Below are 20,714 nucleotides of genomic sequence, written 5' to 3' on the forward strand. Positions count from 1 at the left end.
TACACAATTTATTAGCAATTTACATCGTCTATTATTTTCATAACTCTTTTCTCAAATACATTCATTTTTTCTTCAGCATCTTTCAAGCTGTTTCCTATTATTGAAAGATAAATTTTTATTTTAGGTTCCGTTCCCGAAGGCCTAACTACAAACCAAGACTTATCCTCCATAATAAATTTCAGCACATTTGACTTAGGTAAATGTATTATATTTTCATTTATATTTATTAAATCTTTTTCTACACTTAACTTATAGTCTAATTTTTTAACTATTTTTGCATCACCAAGTGTTCTTTTCATGGAATGCCTCATGTACTGGAGAATTTTTTCTATTTTTTCGTGACCTTCTCTTCCTTTAAGTTCTACTGAAATCAATTTTTCTTTATAAAATCCATATTTTTTATACAGATTTAATAGAGCCTCGTAAAGACTCATGCCCTTCGTTTTATAGTACAGCGTCATTTCACATATAAGCGTAGCTGCAATTACAGCATCCTTGTCTCTTACAAAATCTCCTGCCAGATAGCCGTAGCTTTCTTCAAATCCAAATATATACTCTTTATTTTCCTTGCTTTTAAATTCTTTTATTTTTTCTCCTATATATTTGAATCCAGTTAACACATTTACTAATTCTACTCCATATTCTTTTGCTATATCTTGAACCATCTCCGTAGTTACTATAGTTTTTACCACAACACCATTTTTCGGCAATTTATCAATTTCCTTTAAGGATGAAAGAATATAATGGGTTAAAAGAACACCTACTTGATTTCCAGTAAGTGTTTTATACTGGCCTTCTACATTCTTCACTACTATCCCTATTCTATCACAATCTGGATCTGTTCCAAATATTATATCTGGCTTTATAGCCTGTGCCATATCTAAAGCCAGTTTAAAAACTCTAGGATCTTCTGGATTAGGATATTCTGCTGTTGGAAAACTCCCATCTGGGCTTTCCTGTTCTTTTACTATATTCACATTTTCATATCCAAGTTCCTTAAGCGCCCTTCTCACTGGAATATTACCAGTTCCATGCAGTGGAGTATATATTATTTTTAAATCTTTTGCATGCGACTGTATAAGATCTTTCCTTATAGCAAGGTTCTTTACCTTCTCTATATAGGATTTATCTATATTTTCTCCCAACATATGAAGTATACCTTTGTTTTCAGCTTCTTTTAAATCCATATGTTTTATTTCTGAAAAATCACTGATACTTTCTATACAAGATAGTATTTCATTTGCAAAATCATCTGTTACCTGTCCACCATCTTCCCCATATACCTTATATCCATTATATTGCTTTGGGTTATGAGATGCTGTTATAACAACACCTGCCTTACTTTTAAGTTCTCTTACCGCATAGGAGAGCATTGGTGTTGGATGAAGAGTTTTAAAAAGATTTACTTCTATACCATTCGCACATAAATTACTTGCAGCAGCCTGTGCAAATTCTTTGGACATTATTCTGCAATCATAAGCTATGCATACGGAAATATTTGTATTATACTTTTTTATAAGATATTTTGATAATCCTTCTGTAGCTTTTCCCACAGTATATATATTCATTCTATTGGTGCCTATACCTATTACGCCTCTAAGACCTCCTGTACCAAACTCCAAATCCTTATAAAATCTATCTTCTATTTCCTTTTCATCCTCTATATTTTTTAGTTCTATTTTTCCATCGTCATCCACATAAGGTGAACTCAACCAATATTCATATTTTTCTCTATACATATCTTTACCTCCTATATGCAATATTTAACATTTACTATTATACTATAAACTATATCTAAAAACATGTATACAACCATATTTTTACCTCATAATATATATATATAACTTATTTCTTAATTTTAGGTTAATTTATTTATATAAATTGGTATTATTGAATCTCTACGTGAATTAACATATAATGATATTAGTTTTTGCTAAGTATGATTATCCCTTTAATTCCAAGAATTAAAGGGTATTTTTTATGAAGGAAGGTGCTTTATCAAGGTGTATAAATTAGATCAAAGTGAAACTCCACTGTTTGACGCATTAATGGAATACGTAAATAGGAATACCATCCCTTTTCATGTACCAGGTCATAAAAAAGGGAATGGTATAGACGAAGAGTTTAAAAATTTTATGGGGGAAAATCCCTTTAAAATTGACGTTACCGTATTTAAATTAGTGGATAGTCTTCACCATCCTACTGGTCCAATAAAAAAGGCACAACAATTAGCTGCAGATGCCTATGGCTCTGATGCCGCTTTTTTTTCAATGCATGGAACATCCGGAGCTATACAAACCATGATTATATCTGTAGTGAATTCAGGAGATAAAATAATAATTCCAAGAAATGTTCACAAATCGGTTACTGCTGGAATTATATTAAGTGGTGCAATACCTGTATATATGCAGCCTGAACTAGATAAAACAATAGGAATTGCCCATGGTGTTACTTCTGAAACCGTAGAGGATACTTTAAAACAAAATCCTGATGCAAAGGCTGTTTTAATTATAAACCCTACCTATTATGGAGTAGCTGCAGACATTAAGAAAATATCAGATATAGTACACAGTTATGATATTCCTTTAATTGTAGACGAGGCCCATGGACCACACCTTGGTTTTAATGATAATTTACCAATATCAGCTATGCAAGTTGGTGCCGATATGTGTTCCCAAAGTACTCATAAAATAATAGGAGCTATGACTCAGTGTTCACTGCTTCATGTTCGTTCAGAACGTATCGATATACACAGGGTTCAACAAGTTTTATCTCTACTGCAAACAACTTCACCTTCTTATGTTTTAATGGCTTCACTGGATTGTGCCAGGAGACAAATAGCTCTCCATGGGAAAGAACTGCTGGATAAAGCTATTGATCTGTCAAGTTATGCCAGGTATAAAATCAACAATATCCCAGGATTCTACTGTTTTGGGGAAGAAATAGTTGGCAATCCTGGCGTAGTGTCCCTTGATCCTACCAAAATAACCATAACCTGTAGAGATTTGGGTATTACAGGTTATGACTTAGATATGATTTTATCAAATAAGTATCATATACAAATGGAACTCTCAGATTTATATAATATTTTAGCTGTTGGTTCTTTTGGAGATACTAAAGAAAGTATAGATGCTCTTATAAATGCACTAGAGGAAGTAAGCACAGAATACTATGGGAGAGGATATAGGAAATCAGATTTTCTGGATATACCTCCTATACCAAGACAATTAGAGATTCCACGAGATGCCTTTAATTCTGAAAAAACGCCAGTACTATTAAAAGACAGTATAGGCATGATAAGTGGAGAATTTTTAATGGCATATCCTCCTGGAATACCAGTACTTTGCCCCGGCGAGGAAATAACAAAAGAAATTGTAGACTACGTACAAGAACTAAAAGATACTGGATTGTATGTTCAAGGTACAGAAGATCCTGAAGTAGAGTATATCAAAGTAGTAAAATAATATATTTCTCAAACAAAAAATTAAAATATACCACGAGATATGCTGACAAATTTCATTACAATAAAAACTTTTAATTTTGTCAGCATATCCCTAAGTATAAGTTCAATTTTTAGTTAGAAATATTATTTGCAAATTCCCCCCCATTCAACAACCGTGAATCCATTACGCTTAAATTTATTTATTTTTGGTTTCTTAATGTCTAAATTTTCATTATTATTAAGGGGTACAAAATAGAAATAAGCTCTCAAAATTGAATCAGGTTTCTTAGATAAATTAAGTTTAATTGCTTCATTTATTTCTTTCGGATCAAGATAATATGCTGCATATCTACTGCTTTTCCATTTCAACTCTTTTGACCAATATTCAATAAAATCTACTTTTTCTTTTGAATTTAAACCTATGGAAGTCAATATGTTATTCATTTCTTCATTAAAATTACCTTCATTTATGATCCATCCTTTATTTAAGGTAAATTTATAATTAAGTGAAGCTTCATAAAACAAAAAATCATAAGTATTGTCAATCTTTCCACTTGGGTCAACTGTTATTTTCCATCCTGCATTATATTTCGGAATTGATTTAATTATCTTACCTTTAGGTGTAACATTTACTGATAATTCTTCCGTTTTCTCTGGATATAAATATATATTAGGTTTTTTAGCTACAACCATATCAATAATCTCGCATCCAGGTAAAGCATTTTCTAAAGATCGTATATCTGTACCACTAATTGGATTATCAGACAAAATAAGTCGTTTTAAATTAGTTAAATTCTTTAATACATCTATACAACGAATGTCATTGCCACTCAAATTAAGTTCTTGCAAATTAGTTAGTTTCTCTATTCCACTAATATCTTGAATTCCGCAATATCTTATATTTAATTCTGTTATTTTTTTAATATCACTTTTATAAATATCTCCAGTTAATTTACTTATTTTATTTCTTATTAATTGTTCCAATTTTTTATCTTTGAAAGTTACTATATTATCACTATTAGTGTTATTTTTAACACTAAAATGTAGCTTGTATTCATTCTTCAATACCTTCCCTTTAGTAGAGTGTACTTTATTACCAATATTCAATATGTAGCTTTCTCCTGATGTATATCCACCTTTTGGAGCTGTTACTATAACTGTTTTTCCATCCTGTCCTAAATGAATACCTACATTTAGGACATCACCTGAGCCGTCTGTAACAGTTATACCCTGCTTAGTTACATCGTCAAACCCAATATTATCTGTAAATTTAATTGTCCAAGTTTTGCTTGAAACTACTGTTTGATTATTAATAAAATTAGCTGCTTTTACACTAGGCGAAAATAATATAAAAACACATAAAAAAGATACCATTATAAACTTATTTTTCAATTTATACATCTCCCTCTTATAGATTATTATACCTTTTTTGTAAATTATATTCTATATAATAAGAGAAGGTTTTTATTATTTAACACTGTATTGTAAAATACTCTCATATATTTTAGAAATAATAAAATTATTAAATTCAGCTTTATTATTGTCATACTAGTTGTTTTATAAATCAACTTGCTTATCTTTATGTATCAATGAATCTTACTTAGTGGGAAAAGCAGAGAACTTAAATGTTTGACTTAAAGTGAATCACTTTCTCTTTAGAGTTTTGTTTCTCCCACTAAGTTTAGATGAGTTATCTAGTGGTATAGCTAATGTTATGCATAGCATAATAACTTTAAATTGCTGAAGCTCAAGAGTTCTAATACCTCCAACTTTGATAATCGCTTTCGCTGTGTACGTGGAGGTGTTACAGTAGGTAGCCATCAGATAAAAAGAAAGTCTATCTACCATAAATTAACAAATTTAAAATACTTTCTTTGAATTTATCTTTTTATATAAGATTGCAGATATTAATCCAGTAATAAGTATTGCTGCTGTGGTGGATCTTGACATAAATATATACAAACCATGTTTATCATCAAAGAGTATGCAAAATAAACCGCAAGTTTCTAAAAAAACTAATACTATAAAAAATATAGGTAATTTTCTTTCTGAATAAATTATGCCTAAAAATGCTATAGCAAATACTATCCATGATACAAAGTATAATATATATCCATAATGCTCAAATTTACTCCAAGTGCTTTTCCCAAACAAATCTCCATACTCAGCCATTCCTTTATCATCTAGTTCATCTTGACTTCTTGTATACTTGAAAGTAACATTATATTTTAAAGTTTTTTCATCATTAGCATAGACAAAGGATGTTTCAGCACCAGTATCCTTTTCTGACGTTGGAATTTGATTTTCTTTATTATATGAAAAGAATTTTTTATGATCTTTCCATACAGAACAATAATAAATACCATTATTGTTTTTAGAATTATATTTATCAAGTTTCTCAGTTATTTTTTTTTCAGTGTCTTTACTAAAGTTATCTTCATTTTTTAAAATATCCTCTATTTCAAACTTAATTATGTAGGAAGACTGTTTATAGTAGTGGGTACCAGCACCGTTTTTAGAAAAAATAATATTATTTTTATTAAATGATAAGATTAGTGCAGCACCAATTAAGTAAATAATTATAGCACATAAAAACAAATACTTCCAAAACTTTTTTTGTTTTGAAATAATTAATGATAATTCAGCGTCTACTTCCTTTACTGGTCGGGAACATCCATAGGTTTGTGTAAAATAGAATAGATGGGATAAAATTTATTTGGAAATTACTATAGGATTAAGTTCTTGTAGTAATTTTTATTTTTTAGGAAATAACTAATAATAGTGTGGTTTAGCTTTCTAATAATAGTATTGTTAGCAATAATGCTATTATTATTCATCTTTATACAAAATAGTACAGGCTTTATCTTTATATATACGGCTCTATTCTATCTTTAAACATTATGGTTAATTGAGCCAGTGTATTTGCCCAGTTTGCAGAAGGTGACGTCCATTTTAGCATTATCTGCTCGGTGGCCAGGTATAGAGCTTTTAGAAGGGAATCGTCTGTAGGAAATACTGTCCTTATCTTAGTGAATTTCCTAAGCTGCCTGTTGAAACCTTCCAGAGCGTTAGTTGTATATATTATTTTTCTTATATCTTGAGGAAAATCAAAATATGTAGATAGATTTTCCCAGTTATTTTGCCATGACTGTAAAACTATAGGATACTTATCTCCCCATTTATCATTCAGTGATTGTAATGCCTGACTTGCCATTGTTTCATTAACAGCCTTATATACTTCTTTTAAATCCTTCATAAAAGCCTTAACATTCTTTGATGGTATATATTTTATAGAATTTCTTATCTGGTGTATTATACAATTCTGTATGTTAACTTCAGGAAAAACTACTTTAATTGCATCTGGAAGTCCTTTAAGTCCGTCCATACAGGCTATTAAAATATCTTTAACACCCCTGTTTTTAAGATCATTGCATACAGATAACCAATATTTTGCTCCTTCCTGTTCCCCAACCCATATTCCAAGTATGTCTTTATGGCCTTTCACATCAAGTGCCATACAAACATAGGCAGCCTTATTTACAATTCTATGTTCATCTCTGACTTTAAAATATAAGGCATCCATATATACTATAGGATACATTGGATCAAGGGCTCTATTTTGCCATGCTAGTGCTGTATCCATGACCTTATCTGTAATTTTGGATATCATTGCAGGGGATATATCTACTCCGTAAAGTTCATCTATCTCTGATTTTATATCATCTACAGACATACCCCGTGCATATAAACCTATAACTTTCTTATCAAGTTCATTACAGACAGTTTCATATTTCTTGACTATCTTAGGTTCGAACTCAGACTTTCTATCTCTTGGTACATCTACTTTAACCGGGCCAAAACTGGTTCTAATGTTTTTAGAACTGTATCCATTTCTATAGTCTTTATCTTCATCAGGGAGCCTTGCATATTTTTCCCTTCCGAGATGTTCTTCCATTTCTGCCTCTAAAAACTGCTGTATTATACCTCCAAATAGCCTTTGCATAAGTCCATTTTTGCCTACTAAGTCCTCCATACTATTACACTTCTTTAATTCCTTTTTTAAATCAATGTCTGGCACTTCCAGTATATTCATGTTTAGATCTCCTCTCAAAAATTATTTATACTTATTATTACCACTATTACCATTTCTCCATACATAAAAAGAACGTACCTAGATTTGATTTACACAAATCTAGGTACGTTCTCTACTGGTCCAAACTCTTTTATAGCAATATCAACACTATCATCTTCATTTAAGCCCTTATTCTGAAGTTCTTTTGTTCTTTCATTCAAGTGAGTTTTCATTTCTTCTTTTAATATCTTAACATTTTTATCTTTATTATTAAAACTTTTATAAACTTGCTTAATGTAGTTATTAATTCTGTCCATGACCTTCCCCTCCCAAACTTAATTTGAATCAGCCCTTTACTCATCAGTATCTAAAACGAAACGATTCATTATCTTTTGTAATGCCTTCCATTCCTTTGTCTTTTCTTTAAAAACCCCTTTTCCTTCTTCTAAAATTTTATAGTAACGCCTTCTTCCCCCGCCAGTATTTTTTTCATCATTCCAGTAGCCTTCAATGTAATTTTTCTTTTCTAATCTTTTTAAACATACATATAGTGTAGTTTCTTTCATTTGAAATTCATCATTAGACTTTTCTTTAATTCTCTTTGATATTTCATAACCGTACATATCCTTTTCATACAGAACTGATAGTATCATTGTGTCTATATATCCTTTTAAAACTTCCTTTTCAAATTCCATTTCACACCTCATCTTTATAATAAGTATTACTTCATATAATGTAGTACATTTTTATATTATCACAAACTACTGCATAATGTAAAGTAGTTTATGATAATATTTCCACTTATTATTATGACAAAATTGAAATATCATCCTAGCATATTCCAATATAATTTCCTAAATTTTTACTCATTTTTTCAACACCATCTGTGCCTTCAAGTAAAGGCATAAATAAAGCTATTTGACTTTCCTGGCTATAATCTCCTTGTAGTGTACGACCCATTAAAACATTGAAGGTTTGATCTGTGCCACCCATTTCAATATCTGCCTTTACCGCCACAGAGTCATATGCTTGCATCAATGGATAAAAAAATTCATGTAATCCTATAGGTTTATTGTTTTTATATCTTTTCTCAAAATCATCTCTTTCTAGTATTCTTGCAACAGTAACTTTTCCAGCAAGCTTTAACACATCTTCAAAATTAAGTTTAGATAACCATTCGCTATTAAACCTAACTTCTGTTTTATCTCTATCAAGTATTTTAAATACCTGTTTTTCATAGGTCCTAGCATTTTCAATCACCTGCTCCGTTGTCAATTGTCTGCGGGTTTTGCTTTTTCCTGAAGGATCACCAATTTTGCCAGTGAAATCACCAATTATGATTACTGCTTGATGTCCTAAATCTTGCATTTGTTTGATTTTTCTAAGTACAACTGCATGACCAAGGTGTATATCTGGTGCAGAAGGATCAAGTCCAAGTTTAATCCTAAGAGGTATTCCTGAGGACACACTTTTCTCCAGCTTTTGTTTTAAATTTTTTTCGCTCACAACCTGACTTACACCTTTCATAATAATTTTAAACTGTTCTTCAAAATCTTTCATTTCTGTCATCCTTTCTTATAAACAAAAAATTAAAAACTCCCGTCCGCTGCATTACGCAAAGGACGGGAGTTTTACTCACGTGTTACCACCTCAAAATTTATTTATACATCACTGTATAAACCTCATCGGGTACGGCACAAAAGGCTTATACCCTAGCGATATAACGGTCGCACCCGGCAACAGCCTACTAAGATATAAACAGAGTTCTTGGTTTCAGGTGGAGTTTTTTTCTCCATCTGAAACTTAGAAATTGTTATCCAGGTGCGTAGCAGCCGTTATCCCCCACTTTATAAGAAGATGGGGGTATTACGGCTGGTAGCCATCGGATAAATCTTTTCAGTGTACCACTCAGAGATGTATTCCAAAATCTGTTTTCTACCCCTCTCATCAACCGGTAGCTTTCTGTTGAAAACTTATGATTTCTACTTCTTCTCATCGCAGTTTTAAATATTTAGCTTATATTGTATCACTTAAATCTAATGCAAGTCAATTTCTACTATATACTTTCATTTAAATGATCACTTATAAAATAAAAATATTATGAATATAATCACACCGACCCTAAAATTTACAATGAGAATATTAAGCATTAATTAAATTCTGGATTTCATTCAATAAAACAGGAAAGTCAATATATCCATCACGAGCAATAAAATGCTTTCCTGATGAAAGGATCATAAGATTTGCATCTAACTCTTTGGCTAATTTTTGTGTTGCTTTGGTTGGAACAATATCATCATCTTTTGCAGTAATAACAATTCTTGATTGAACTAGACTTTTTATTCTTGCAATGTCAAGTGGTCCATCTACAAATTCTTGTAGGCCTTCTGTTTGTTTCTCCATGGGATTTTCATTTATGAAACCTGAAACAAGTATTGCACCTTTAATTTTTATGTTTTTTTCAAGAATATAGCGAAGTGCCGTAACACATCCCAGACTATGACCAATAAATATCGTATTTTCATCAATATCCAAAACATTTTTACGAAGATGTTTAAGCCAGGGTTCAAGATGAGGATTATCCGAATCAGGCATGTTAGGAATATGAATTTTAACAGGACTATTTTTAAACTGTTCTTTTAGCCATGGAAACCACTCTGCTTGATTGGAAGATGTATAACCATGAATAACATAAATATTAGTACTTTTCATTTTATTATTTCTCCTAATTATATAGATAATTTTTACTTCATAATTATTTATTATTTTCAATTTATTAATGTTTTATATTTGAAATAAATTTATATAACTAAAAACTGACTTATATTCGGAAAATATGATGACAAAATTGAAATTACGTTTGAAAAATTTTTTAATAAATCTAGAGCTTGGCATTTTGAAAACCTATATGGATATTCTAAATTAAAAAATCAACTTATGCACAGTCATATCTTTACAATGATGAAGTTCTTTTAAATATTTTGTATAAAAGTCTTAGAAATAACTATACAATATAATCTATAAAAATACCTATTGAGCAATCACAAAAATTACTTTTATTAGATGAACAAACTAATAAAAGTATACTCAGTGAAAATAGATATAATACTAACATAAATCCATCAAATCAGCATGACTTTATAATGTATTTTAAAGGTGTCTCTAAGGATAAAAAATACAAAATAGGTACATCAAATCTAGAAGACTTTTATAAATTATATGATACTTCTAAGTTTACCATAAAATTAAAATAATCAATGTATTGAAACAAGGCGCACTAACAAGTAATGCGCCTTGTTTCCGATAACTAAGCTAAGCAAAATAACAATATAATATTGTTTGAAATAATCATTTAAAAGTTGCTCATACTTAACTTAATATACCATAAATTCATAAACCTAAAATACTTGCCTTGAATTTATCTTTTTATATAAGATTGCAGATATTAATCCAGTAATAAGTATTGCTGCTATGGTGAATCTTGACATAAATTCAACCAAACCATGTTTATCAAAGAGTAGATAAAATAAACCCCCAGTTTCTAGAAAAACTAATACTATAAAAAATATAGGTAATTTTTTTTCTGAATAAATTATGCCTAAAAATGCTATAGCAAATACTATCCATGATGCAAGGTATAAGATATAGCTATAATTTCTAAATTTACTCCAAATACTCTTATCATACAAATTCTGATACTCAACCGCTCCCTTAAAATCTAGCGTATATTGACTCTTTGTAAACTTGAAATTAACACTATATTTTAAAGTTTTTTGATCCTTAGCATAGATAAAGGGTGTTGACAAATTAGTATACTTTTCTGACATTGGAATTTCATTTTCTTTACTTGGAATTTCATTTTCTTTATTGTATGAAAATAATTTTTTATGATCTTTCCATACAGAACAATAATAAATACCATTATTGTTTTGAGAATTAAATTTATCAAGTTTTTCAGTTATTTTTTTTTCAGTGTCTTTACTAAAACTATCTTCACTTTTTAAAATATCCTGCAGCTCATACTTAACTATATAGGAAGACTGTTTATAGTAGTGGGTACCAAAACCGTTTTTAGAAAAAGTAATCTCATTTTTATTATATGTTAACCCTAGTGCAGCACCAATTAAGTAAATAATTATAGCACATAAAAACAAACACTTCCAAAACTTTTTCTGTTTTGAAATAATTAATGATAATTCAGCATCTACTTCCTTTACTGGTCCGAACTCTTTTATAGCAATATCAATACTATCATCTTCATTTAATCCCTTATTCTGAAGTTCTTTTGTTCTTTCATTCAAGTGAGTTTTCATTTCTTCTTTTAATATCTTAACATCTTTATCTTTATTATTAAAGCTTTTATAAATTTGCTTAATGTAGTTATTAATTCTGTCCATGACCTTCCCCTCCCAAACTTAATTTGAATCAACTCTTTACTCATCAGTATCTAAAACGAAACGGTTCATTATCTTTTGTAATGCCTTCCATTCTTTCGTCTTTTCTTTAAAAAACCTTTTTCCTTCTTCTAAAATTTTATAGTAACGCCTTCTTCCTCCACCAGTATTTTTTTCATCATTCCAGTAACCTTCAATGTAATTTTTCTTTTCTAATCTTTTTAAACATACATATAGTGTAGTTTCTTTCATTTGAAATTCATCATTAGACTTTTCTTTAATTCTCTTTGATATTTCATAACCGTACATATCCTTTTCATACAGAACTGACAGTATCATTGTGTCTATATATCCTTTTAAAACTTCCTTTTCAAATTCCATTCCACACCTCATCTTTATAATAGGAATTACTTCATATAATGAAGTACATTTTTATATTAACACAAACTACTGCATAATGTAAAGTAGTTTGTGTTAATATTTCCATATTCTATTTAACGCACCCAGAATTTTAAAGCTTTTTGCTCTTTGAAAAAACTCCAGTTTAAAGAAATATTTTCTATTTTTATCTCCTAAATAATAGGATTTCTCTAATGGTGTTTTACGTATATATTTTTCGATGCGTTCATAGGCATCCTTTACTTCTTTATAATTAAAAATCTATCTATCATAAATTTTTAATACATCAACATAATATTTGATTTACGAATAAAAAAAGCACTATAAAATTCAAATTTGAATAATACAATGTTCTATAGAATATTACGTTTCTTAATAATTATAAAAAGCAAAATAGATGGTGTGAATTTTAAATTATAAAACCCAGTTTACTTACAACATTCGCTTAATATTTGTTTTAATTCTGGTTGATTAGCATAATATTCATAGTTTATACAAATACTATCATTAGATCCTCCATCCGTAATTTCAATATTATTATTATTTTTTGTATATACCTCTATTGCAGACATAGGTGGCGCCCATGAATGAAAAGCAGCTGCATAATCAAAATAATCATATACTTTTATACTATTTAATAATTCTATAATCTTTACTTGTTCGTCTTTAGGTATACACTTTTCTCCACTTTTCCCATATAACATTACTTTGTCAACATTACTCTCCTCAATAGGTAAACTTGGCACTCCAAAATGTAAAACTTGTTGTTTTTTTAGTTTTTTATCGCTTAATGAATGTATATTTGTTCCTAAATATAAGGTATAATCTCCAGGTGTATATCCTTCATATGGATGAGCAATTAAAATACTTTTGCCATCGTCACACAATCTAATGTTTAAATTTAATGAATTGCCATTTACGTCCTTTATTGCTATTGAATTTTTAGTTAAATCATCTAAGCAGATATTATCTGAGAATTTTACAATCCAATTTTTATTTTTATCTACTACTCTGTTATCTGTAATTTGTAATGCATATACTTTACTACCTATAATAACAAATACAAATGTTATTATAATTAAAATTAATTTACTTGATTGTTTTTGTATTTTTTTCATTTGATATACCCTCCCATAAAGAAAACTTTAATTCATAATAAACTATGTTTTAACTTTATGATAATTATAATATACTTATATGTCAAATATTGCATACTTTTTTAATAAACGTAAAATAGTATTATTCTACAAATTTACTGCATTATTCAATTGTCAAAGAACATCCATATATTTAGATTTATGGATGTTGTCGTATAATATTCAAACTGTAAAAGTTAAGCATATAATATACTTCATAAATGTTTCATATTTGAAATAGATTTATATAACTAAAAGTTGACTTATATTAAGAAAATATGATGATGAAATTTACCAACATATGATACAATTTAACTTTTACAAACAATACGTTTAAACATGAGAAATTCATTAAATATATTACAAATGCTTTCTAACTTAAAAATCAACTTATACGCAGCCATATTTTTACAATAATGAAGTTCTTTTAAATATTTTGCATATAAGTCTTAGGAAAAAATTCGTAAAAACTTAGAACTTTTGAATTGTGTGAGGTACGAGTTTTCAAAAGTTCTTAGCTTTTTTAGAATTTTTTACTTAGACTTATCAAAATATTTAATGAACTGAAGGTTGTAAAAAATATCCGTAGTATAAATTGATTTTTTGCTTAGATTCTATTTATCTGATGGCTACCTACTGTAACACTCCCACTTCTATCAAAGTGGGAGCTAACAATAGCTACGCCCCTAGATAATTCATCTAAACTTAGTGGGAGAAACAAAACTCTAAAGAGAAAGGGACTATCACCAAATCAAAGATTTGGGATATCTGCTTTTCCCACTAAGTAAGATTCATTGATAAAGTATTCTACCATCTACATTTTTAACAGACTTACAACCTGTCAAAACCATAGCTGACTTTAGTTCACTCTTCAAATTTTCTACATAGGATTTTACTCCTTCTCTCGCACCTCCAAAAGATGCAGTTACAAAAGGTCTTCCTATAAGTACGGCATCTGCTCCTAATGCAAGCATTTTAAGTACATCCACACCGCTTCTCACACCTCCATCTGCAAGTATTGTAACCTTGCCTTTAACCGCCTTAGCTATCTCTGGAAGTACCTCTGCCACTCCAGGAGTTTGATCTAAAACTCTTCCACCATGGTTTGAAACAACTATGGCACTTACTCCAGCTTTAACTGCAAGTTCTGCTTCATCTGGAGTCATTATTCCCTTTAATATAAAGGGAAGTTTTGTACTTTCCACAACTTCTTTTATTTCTTCCAAAGTCTTAGGCCCTACAGGTTTTCCATGAAGTGCTAAAGTTATTAATCCTGCAGCATCTATATCCATACCTACTGCAAAAGCTCCTGCTTTTTCAGCAAGTTTTATTTTACTTATAACATTTTTATTTTCCCAAGGTTTTATTACAGCTATACCTTCTCCATTAAATTCTTTAAGCTTTTCAAGATTAGTTATAAGAAAAGAATCTACTGCTGTATCTCCTACCATAGGATATATTCCTGCATCCAGACATCCTCCTATAACCGAGGAAATATACTCTTCTTCAGTAAACTTTCCACCCATATTCAAAGTAGTTCCTGATACAGGTGCTGCAAAAACAGGTATGTCCATCTTTTTTCCAAATAACTCTATTGAGGTGTCAGGATCTTTAGCATCATGTATAACTCTCATATTTAATTTACATTTGCTCAGAGAATTAAAATTTTCTTTAAAAGAATCTCCTGTTCCCTTTCCTCCCATACCTGGCACTTCTCCAGCACAGGCGTTTCCATTACAGGCAGGGCATACCCTGCAGCTTCCATTTAAATTTTCCCTTGCATTTTTTAATACATCTTTATAATTCATAATAATGCCGCCAAATATTAAATTTCTTAATATTTAGCAGTTCTTCACCCCTTTCAAGTAATATTTTATTAAAAATAACTCATTTTATTTAAATATTAAGTTTAGACATTTTCAAAGAAATAACTAATCCATATGCCAGCCTATTTTCTTTCAAATGCCTTATTAAAATCATTTTCTCCATATATCTTTATATGGTTTTTGCTTAAAAGTTCTGCTGTTACTCCGGCACCCTCTATAATATTTCCACTAAAATTTCCATCATAAATTTTACCAAAACCGCAGGATGGACTTTTAGACTTTAAAATAGCTTCTTTTATATTACATGCCTTAGCTACTTTTAAAGTTTCATAGGCTCCTTTTAAAAATTCACTTGTAAAATTTTCTCCATTAGAACTTATTACAGCAGCTTTTCCATCTATCACATCTTTACCTGTACCGCCACATATTTCGCAAGGGTTTCTAGGAGTCTTCAATCCACCTAACTGTTCTGGACATAAGGGCAGCGCCTTTCCTTCTTTCACAAGACTTAGTACTTTCTCACAAAGATTATTTTGCCCATTATATTTAGTATTAATGCCACACAAGCATGCACTTACTAATATCACTCCAGCCACACTCCTTATTTCAATTCAACTATTGTAACTCCTGTGCCACCTTCACCATATTCTCCAAGCCTGTGATTCTTTACATGAGAATGCTTCTTTAACATATCAGTTATAGAATTTCTAAGCACTCCGGTACCCTTACCGTGTATTATAGTAACTTCTTTAAGTCCTCCCATGTATGCATCATCTAAATATTTGTCTACAGTATAAGTTGCCTCTATAGAGTCCATTCCCCTTAAATCCACTGAACTTGAAACATTTCTTAAATTTAATTTAGCTTCTCTTTTTAACTTTTTCTTTTCACTTTTTGAATTGCCACTAGAAGTTCTCAATTCTTTCAACTTCACACTTATTTTCATGATTCCTGCTTGAACCTGTACTTCCCCCTTACTGTCAGGTTTAGATAGTACCACTGCTTTTTGATTTAATGAAGGTATGAATACTTCCTGCCCTTCTTTTACAGATTTAAGCTCTTCTCCAACATCATTTTTATTATCATACAACTTTTCTTCAGTTTTCTCTAATCTATCCTTAAGTTTTTTTCTATTTTCCTCTAATTTATGTCTTACAGAAGAAGTGTATCCCATTCTTTCTAGTTCTCTCATATCCTTTAGAATTTTATCTGCTTCTTCTTTAGAACTTCTTATTATTTCTTTTGCCTCTCTCTGCGCTCCAATGATAGCCTTATCTCTTATATTTTGAAGTTTACTTGCTTTTTCTTCATACTTTTCTTTGATTTTAGCTGCCTCACTTTTTAGTATTTCTGCTTCTCTAGCAAAAGTTTCAGCTTTTGATTTCTTTTCCTGAAGGCTTTGAATTAAATCTTCAAATTGTAAGGCATCGCTAGCTATATTTTCTCTAGCATCTTCTATTATAAAATCTGGCAGTCCAAGCCTTTTAGATATTTCAAAAGCATTAGACTTTCCCGGTACTCCTATCATAAGCCTATAAGTAGGTCTCAAAGTTTCTATGTCAAATTCTACAGATGCATTTTCCACTCCCTCATTTTTTAAAGCATACACTTTTAATTCACTGTAATGAGTTGTAGCTACTATAGTGCATCCTCTTTTTCTTAAGTTTTCAAGTATGGATACTGCAAGAGCTGCACCTTCTGTAGGATCAGTACCTGCACCTAATTCATCAAACAACACAAGAGATTTTTCATCAAACTTTTCAATAATATTTACTATATTAGTCATATGTGATGAAAATGTAGATAAATTCTGCTCTATGCTCTGTTCATCTCCAATATCTGCAAATACCTCTGTAAAAAATCCTACAGTAGAATTCTCCCTAGCAGGTATCATAAGTCCACTTAGCGCCATAATATGTAAAAGCCCTATAGTTTTGAGAGTTACAGTTTTTCCTCCTGTATTAGGTCCTGTTATAACTAAACAGCTAAAATTTCTACCTATATATACATCCATAGGTACTACTGTTTTTTTATTTATAAGTGGATGCCTTCCTTCTATAATATTAACTACTCCATTTTCACTTACATTTGGAATGTTTCCATTTAACTCACTGCCAAATTTAGCTTTAGCAAATATAAAATCAAGTTCCCATATTATATCTGCATTTCTTTCAACTACAGTTATATTATCATATATTTGCTGAGACAGTTCAGCTAATATCCTATCTATCTCTGCTTTTTCCTTTAATTTTAGTTCCTTTATTTCATTGTTCAAATTTACAAGTCCCATAGGTTCTATATAAAGAGTTGCCCCACTTGAGCTTTGATCATGGACAAGTCCTGGCACGGATGACTTATTTTCCGCTTTTACAGGAAGCACGTACCTGTCTCCCCTCATGGTATATAAGTTATCCTGCAGATAATCAGAGTAACTTCTTATAAGTGAATTTACCCTATCTCTTACTGAAGCATTTTTATCTTTTAGACTTTTTCTAATATTGTAGAGAAGAGAACTTGCCTTATCAGATATTTCATCTTCGCTTTCTATAGCTATAAAAATTTCATCTTCTAAATTTTTTAAAGGAACAATACCTGCACATATATCTTCTATAATTTTAAAATGTTCTTCATCTTCCGACACAGTTATATACTTCTGAATTCTCCTCGCAGCCCTAAGTATTGCTCCTATTTTAAGAATTTGTCCTGGCATTAATGTAGAACCTTTTCCTGCCATTTTTATACCCTGTCTTACATCATAAACCCCTTCAAAAGGAGGATTGCCTTTAGTTACAAGAAGTTTTAAAGCTTCTCTTGTTTCCTGCAAATGTTCTCTCACTTCATACAGGTTGTCATAAGGGCTTAATTTTTCTATTAAATCTTTAGCTGCTCCAGTATTTGCGTAATCCTTTAATCTTTCCTTAACTTTATAAAATTCTAAAACCTTTAATGATTTTTCGTTCATTTAAATTTACCAATCCCTTCAGATCAAATGACTTTAATTTTGTGTTACCCGTAGCCTTACTCTATACTATTTTTATAATGTCCTCTGGTAAACTCACTAAAATCACCATGAAATTCTTCTTTTTCAAAGCATTCTAATATTTTTTTAGTCTTGCTATAATTTTCATCAATAAAATCTACTCTAAAACTATCAATTCCCATATTTCTAAGTTCTTCTATATGTGGTATAAGGTTAGTTGCAACAGAATTATATATGTAGCTTCTGCAGAATTCATCCGTGTCTAATGGAAACTCTTTTTTCTTTCTGTCTATAAGAAAGAACTCCCCTTCTTTACAAGCACCTTTACAATTTTTAGAAGTAGTTTTACCTCCAAAAGTGCTTCCTATAGCACAATACTCACTTACCATAAGCTCCACTTTTCCATATACAAACATTTGAGCTTTAAAATTACTATTTCTAATTAGCTCATTTATTTCATGTTTACTTAGTTCCACACTTAAACAAGATCCATTCATAATTTTGCTATAAAAATCCAGTGCACAGCTGTTTGTTATGTTTAACTTATAATCACCTAATATATTTAGCTTATTTCTAAACTTACTTATTATACCTAAATTTGCAGTAACTATGCCTTCAATTTTATTTAAGTTTTTATCTATAAATTTCTCTATATAATTAAATTCGTTTTTAACTATATTGGGAACTTTAATATATATTTTTTTAGATTCAAGATTATTTAAATTATTTATTTTAATTTGTTTAAATGGATTTATGCATATGTGTTCAAAACTTGATTCCATCACTGCCTTTAATTGCTCATTAGTATTTACAAATACCATTTTAGGCGGTAAATATACTTTATCAAGATTATTTTTCAGCACAGATACTCCATATACTTTTTTGCTTGAAATACTACTTTTTTTATTTCTATTTAGTATATATTGCTTGATTTCATCTAAAAGTTTTCTTCTAATTTCATTTAAATCAGATATAGGCAAAAATCCAGGTTGAAATATTTCAAATTCTATGCTATCAAATTTAAATATATTATTTCCAGTTCTATTTAAACTTTTATATATTCTCTCTTTGCTCAAAGGCTGCTTTAGAGCCTCTTCTACTATTTGTCCTTCTACCCTAAAATCATTTTTATCGTAATTGCAGTACAAAGTAACTGGCTTTCCAACTTCAAATTGTATTTTTAAACATAAGTTAATTTTCTTGCCATAATGATCTTCATATATCTTTTCTAACTTTTGAAGCTGAATTAAGTCAGAGGTTTTATATATCCTATCTCCTGCTTTATAATTTGCTGGAAAGATTTTGACCCTTTCTCCCTTATAAGCCTTTGCAGTTTCTTTTCCGGACTTCACCAGTTTAGAAATAGTAAAACCACTAGTTCCAATTCTCACTCCATCTCCTTCTGATATATCTTCAGTAAGTAGAACGATTTTATCACTATTTACTTCACCTATTTCTATACCTGTATTCTTAGGGAAAGAATACGCCATCATATCTTTTCCAGTATTTTTATACAAGTAAGCCTTTGAAAATCCCTGTCTATTAAATAATTGCAAAAGTCTTTTTTTACTGCCTTCTATATAAGATAAATCCTTTAATTTTTTACCGTCTTGATAGAAATTATCAATGGCATTTCTATATTCCGATACAACTCCTGCCACATATTCCGGTCTTTTCATTCTTCCTTCTATTTTCAAGGAACTTGCTCCACTTTCTATTATTTCCTTAATATCTTCAATAGCACACATATCTTTTGGACTTAAAATATACCCCTTATCCTTATCTTTATCTTTCTTATTTACAATTTCATAGGGAAGCCTGCAGGGCTGGGCACATCTGCCTCTATTTCCACTTCTTCCTCCAATCATACTGCTCATAAGACACTGTCCAGAATAGCAAACGCAAAGAGCTCCGTGTATAAATATTTCCGTTTCTATTTTGAGAGTTTTAGATATATACTCTATTTCTTTTAATGAAAGTTCTCTAGAAAGTACTATTCTTTTAAAACCTAGTTTGCTTAAAGACAAAGCAGCTTCTCCATTATGTACTGTCATTTGAGTAGAAGCATGCAGTTCAAGTTCAGGAAGCTTTTCTCTTAAAAGAGATGCCAATCCTATATCTTGTATTATAAGGGCATCTACTCCTACATTATACAAAAACTCAGCATATTTACAAGCTTCTTTTAATTCCTTTTCTTTCATTATAGTATTTATAGTAACATATACCTTTACATTATATAGATGGCAATATTCCACTGCCTCTTCCATTGTCTTGTCATCAAAGTTAGAAGCATAAGCCCTTGCAGAAAACTTATTTCCTCCAAGATAAATAGCATCTGCCCCTGCTTGAACTGCCGCATATAAACTTTCTAAATTTCCTGCTGGAGCTAATAATTCTACTTTTTTCATTATTCCATCTTCTCCTGTTTAAATATTTAAATTTATTCACTCACTAATAAAATCCGA

At 30.2% G+C, this 20,714-nt stretch carries 15 protein-coding genes and 1 pseudogene; 1 reads left to right on the top strand and 15 read right to left on the bottom strand.

The window, feature by feature from the left end:
• Positions 1-11 precede the first annotated feature (11 nt).
• Positions 12-1,739 carry a phospho-sugar mutase gene (locus tag B5S50_RS06530; protein WP_217303395.1) on the bottom strand — a complete coding sequence of 576 codons (1,728 nt, stop codon included), beginning with the start codon at positions 1,737-1,739 and terminating at the stop codon, positions 12-14.
• A gap of 264 nt (positions 1,740-2,003) precedes the next feature.
• On the opposite strand from B5S50_RS06530, the gene B5S50_RS06535 reads away from it, so the two are divergent.
• A complete protein-coding gene (locus tag B5S50_RS06535; RefSeq protein WP_217303396.1) occupies positions 2,004-3,464 on the top strand; it encodes an aminotransferase class I/II-fold pyridoxal phosphate-dependent enzyme in 1,461 nt (486 codons plus the stop codon).
• Between the two features lie 122 nt (positions 3,465-3,586).
• Here B5S50_RS06535 and B5S50_RS06540 read toward each other — a convergent pair whose 3' ends face one another.
• The 14 genes and pseudogenes from B5S50_RS06540 to B5S50_RS06605 all read right to left on the bottom strand — a co-directional run bounded on the left by B5S50_RS06540 (position 3,587) and on the right by B5S50_RS06605 (position 20,657).
• Positions 3,587-4,834, bottom strand: coding sequence for a leucine-rich repeat domain-containing protein (locus B5S50_RS06540; protein ID WP_217303397.1), 1,248 nt, complete (start codon positions 4,832-4,834; stop codon positions 3,587-3,589).
• A gap of 468 nt (positions 4,835-5,302) precedes the next feature.
• Positions 5,303-6,040: a hypothetical protein gene (locus tag B5S50_RS06545; protein WP_254306723.1), complete on the bottom strand. Its 738-nt coding sequence runs from the start codon at positions 6,038-6,040 to the stop codon at positions 5,303-5,305.
• Between the two features lie 268 nt (positions 6,041-6,308).
• Positions 6,309-7,535 (bottom strand): IS256 family transposase, encoded by a 1,227-nt coding sequence (locus B5S50_RS06550; RefSeq protein ID WP_217303398.1) that lies wholly within the window; start codon positions 7,533-7,535, stop codon positions 6,309-6,311.
• A gap of 89 nt (positions 7,536-7,624) precedes the next feature.
• A complete protein-coding gene (locus B5S50_RS06555; protein WP_254306724.1) occupies positions 7,625-7,831 on the bottom strand; it encodes a permease prefix domain 1-containing protein in 207 nt (68 codons plus the stop codon).
• 36 nt (positions 7,832-7,867) lie between these two features.
• Positions 7,868-8,209, bottom strand: coding sequence for a PadR family transcriptional regulator (locus B5S50_RS06560; RefSeq protein WP_217303399.1), 342 nt, complete (start codon positions 8,207-8,209; stop codon positions 7,868-7,870).
• 142 nt (positions 8,210-8,351) lie between these two features.
• Positions 8,352-9,074, bottom strand: a pseudogene (gene tyrS, locus B5S50_RS06565) (tyrosine--tRNA ligase); the annotation flags it as partial.
• Positions 9,075-9,656: 582 nt separating this feature from the next.
• Positions 9,657-10,226 (bottom strand): alpha/beta hydrolase, encoded by a 570-nt coding sequence (locus B5S50_RS06570; protein WP_217303400.1) that lies wholly within the window; start codon positions 10,224-10,226, stop codon positions 9,657-9,659.
• 686 nt (positions 10,227-10,912) lie between these two features.
• Complete coding sequence (locus B5S50_RS06575) at positions 10,913-11,911, bottom strand: permease prefix domain 1-containing protein (protein WP_217303401.1); 999 nt, start codon at positions 11,909-11,911, stop codon at positions 10,913-10,915.
• Between the two features lie 36 nt (positions 11,912-11,947).
• The gene (locus B5S50_RS06580; protein ID WP_217303402.1) at positions 11,948-12,289 is read right to left on the bottom strand and encodes a PadR family transcriptional regulator; all 342 of its coding nucleotides are present in this window, start codon (positions 12,287-12,289) and stop codon (positions 11,948-11,950) included.
• Between the two features lie 446 nt (positions 12,290-12,735).
• Positions 12,736-13,425: a hypothetical protein gene (locus B5S50_RS06585; protein ID WP_217303403.1), complete on the bottom strand. Its 690-nt coding sequence runs from the start codon at positions 13,423-13,425 to the stop codon at positions 12,736-12,738.
• Positions 13,426-14,234: 809 nt separating this feature from the next.
• The gene (locus tag B5S50_RS06590; protein ID WP_217303404.1) at positions 14,235-15,251 is read right to left on the bottom strand and encodes an alpha-hydroxy-acid oxidizing protein; all 1,017 of its coding nucleotides are present in this window, start codon (positions 15,249-15,251) and stop codon (positions 14,235-14,237) included.
• Between the two features lie 140 nt (positions 15,252-15,391).
• Positions 15,392-15,856, bottom strand: a complete 465-nt coding sequence (locus B5S50_RS06595; RefSeq protein WP_065077779.1) for a DUF523 domain-containing protein — start codon at positions 15,854-15,856, stop codon at positions 15,392-15,394.
• Positions 15,857-15,870: 14 nt separating this feature from the next.
• A complete protein-coding gene (locus tag B5S50_RS06600) occupies positions 15,871-18,231 on the bottom strand; it encodes an endonuclease MutS2 (protein WP_217303405.1) in 2,361 nt (786 codons plus the stop codon).
• 56 nt (positions 18,232-18,287) lie between these two features.
• The gene (locus tag B5S50_RS06605; RefSeq protein ID WP_217303406.1) at positions 18,288-20,657 is read right to left on the bottom strand and encodes a DUF3656 domain-containing protein; all 2,370 of its coding nucleotides are present in this window, start codon (positions 20,655-20,657) and stop codon (positions 18,288-18,290) included.
• Positions 20,658-20,714 lie beyond the last annotated feature (57 nt).

Origin of the sequence: Clostridium sp. 001 (assembly GCF_019056555.1) — a bacterium.
Taxonomy (GTDB): Bacteria; Bacillota; Clostridia; order Clostridiales; family Clostridiaceae; genus Clostridium_B; species Clostridium_B ragsdalei.